At 20.8% G+C, this 534-nt stretch carries 1 protein-coding gene; it reads right to left on the bottom strand.

Annotation, left to right across the window (positions count from 1 at the left end):
* On the bottom strand, positions 1-521 hold a 521-nt coding region (locus ACQY5W_RS13550), incomplete at its 3' end, for a proton-conducting transporter membrane subunit (protein WP_428025496.1).
* Positions 522-534 lie beyond the last annotated feature (13 nt).

Raw genomic sequence — 534 nt, 5'->3', positions numbered from 1 at the left:
CTATTATAAGCCATAAACCTGTTTATTTTAATTTGATATAATAAACCCATCGACCCAAAAAAAACAGAACCTAAACATGATATAAAAAATATATCTATTGAATTTAAATTTAAAAAAATACTATTAATAAAAAAATTAAAAATAAAAATAAAATAGGCTAAAAAGGATATAGTAGAAAAATAAGATGATATAAACATTAGTGAATTATCATAAACTTTAGGTAACCAGTAAAAAAACGGAAAAGAACCCATTTTTATTAAAACTGATATTATTATTAAACTAAAAATTGTATAAAAATCCCATCCAAAGTTATAACTTGAACTTAAAAGATCAATTATCATAAAAATATAATTTAAATTAACTGTACCAAACATGCCGTATAAAAGAGAAATAGCCAGTAAAAGAAAACATGAAGATATAAGACTAATTATAAAATATTGTATTGAAGATCCGAATGAATTTAATTTTTTAGCTAATGCTGCTAAAATAACAAAAATAAGACTTTGAAGTTCGATAAAAATGTAAACTAAAATC

The organism is Arcobacter sp., assembly GCF_050300555.1.
Taxonomy (GTDB): domain Bacteria; phylum Campylobacterota; class Campylobacteria; order Campylobacterales; family Arcobacteraceae; genus Arcobacter.
Note: the sequence above shows the minus strand (reverse complement) of the source record. Positions and strands in the feature narration are given on the sequence as shown.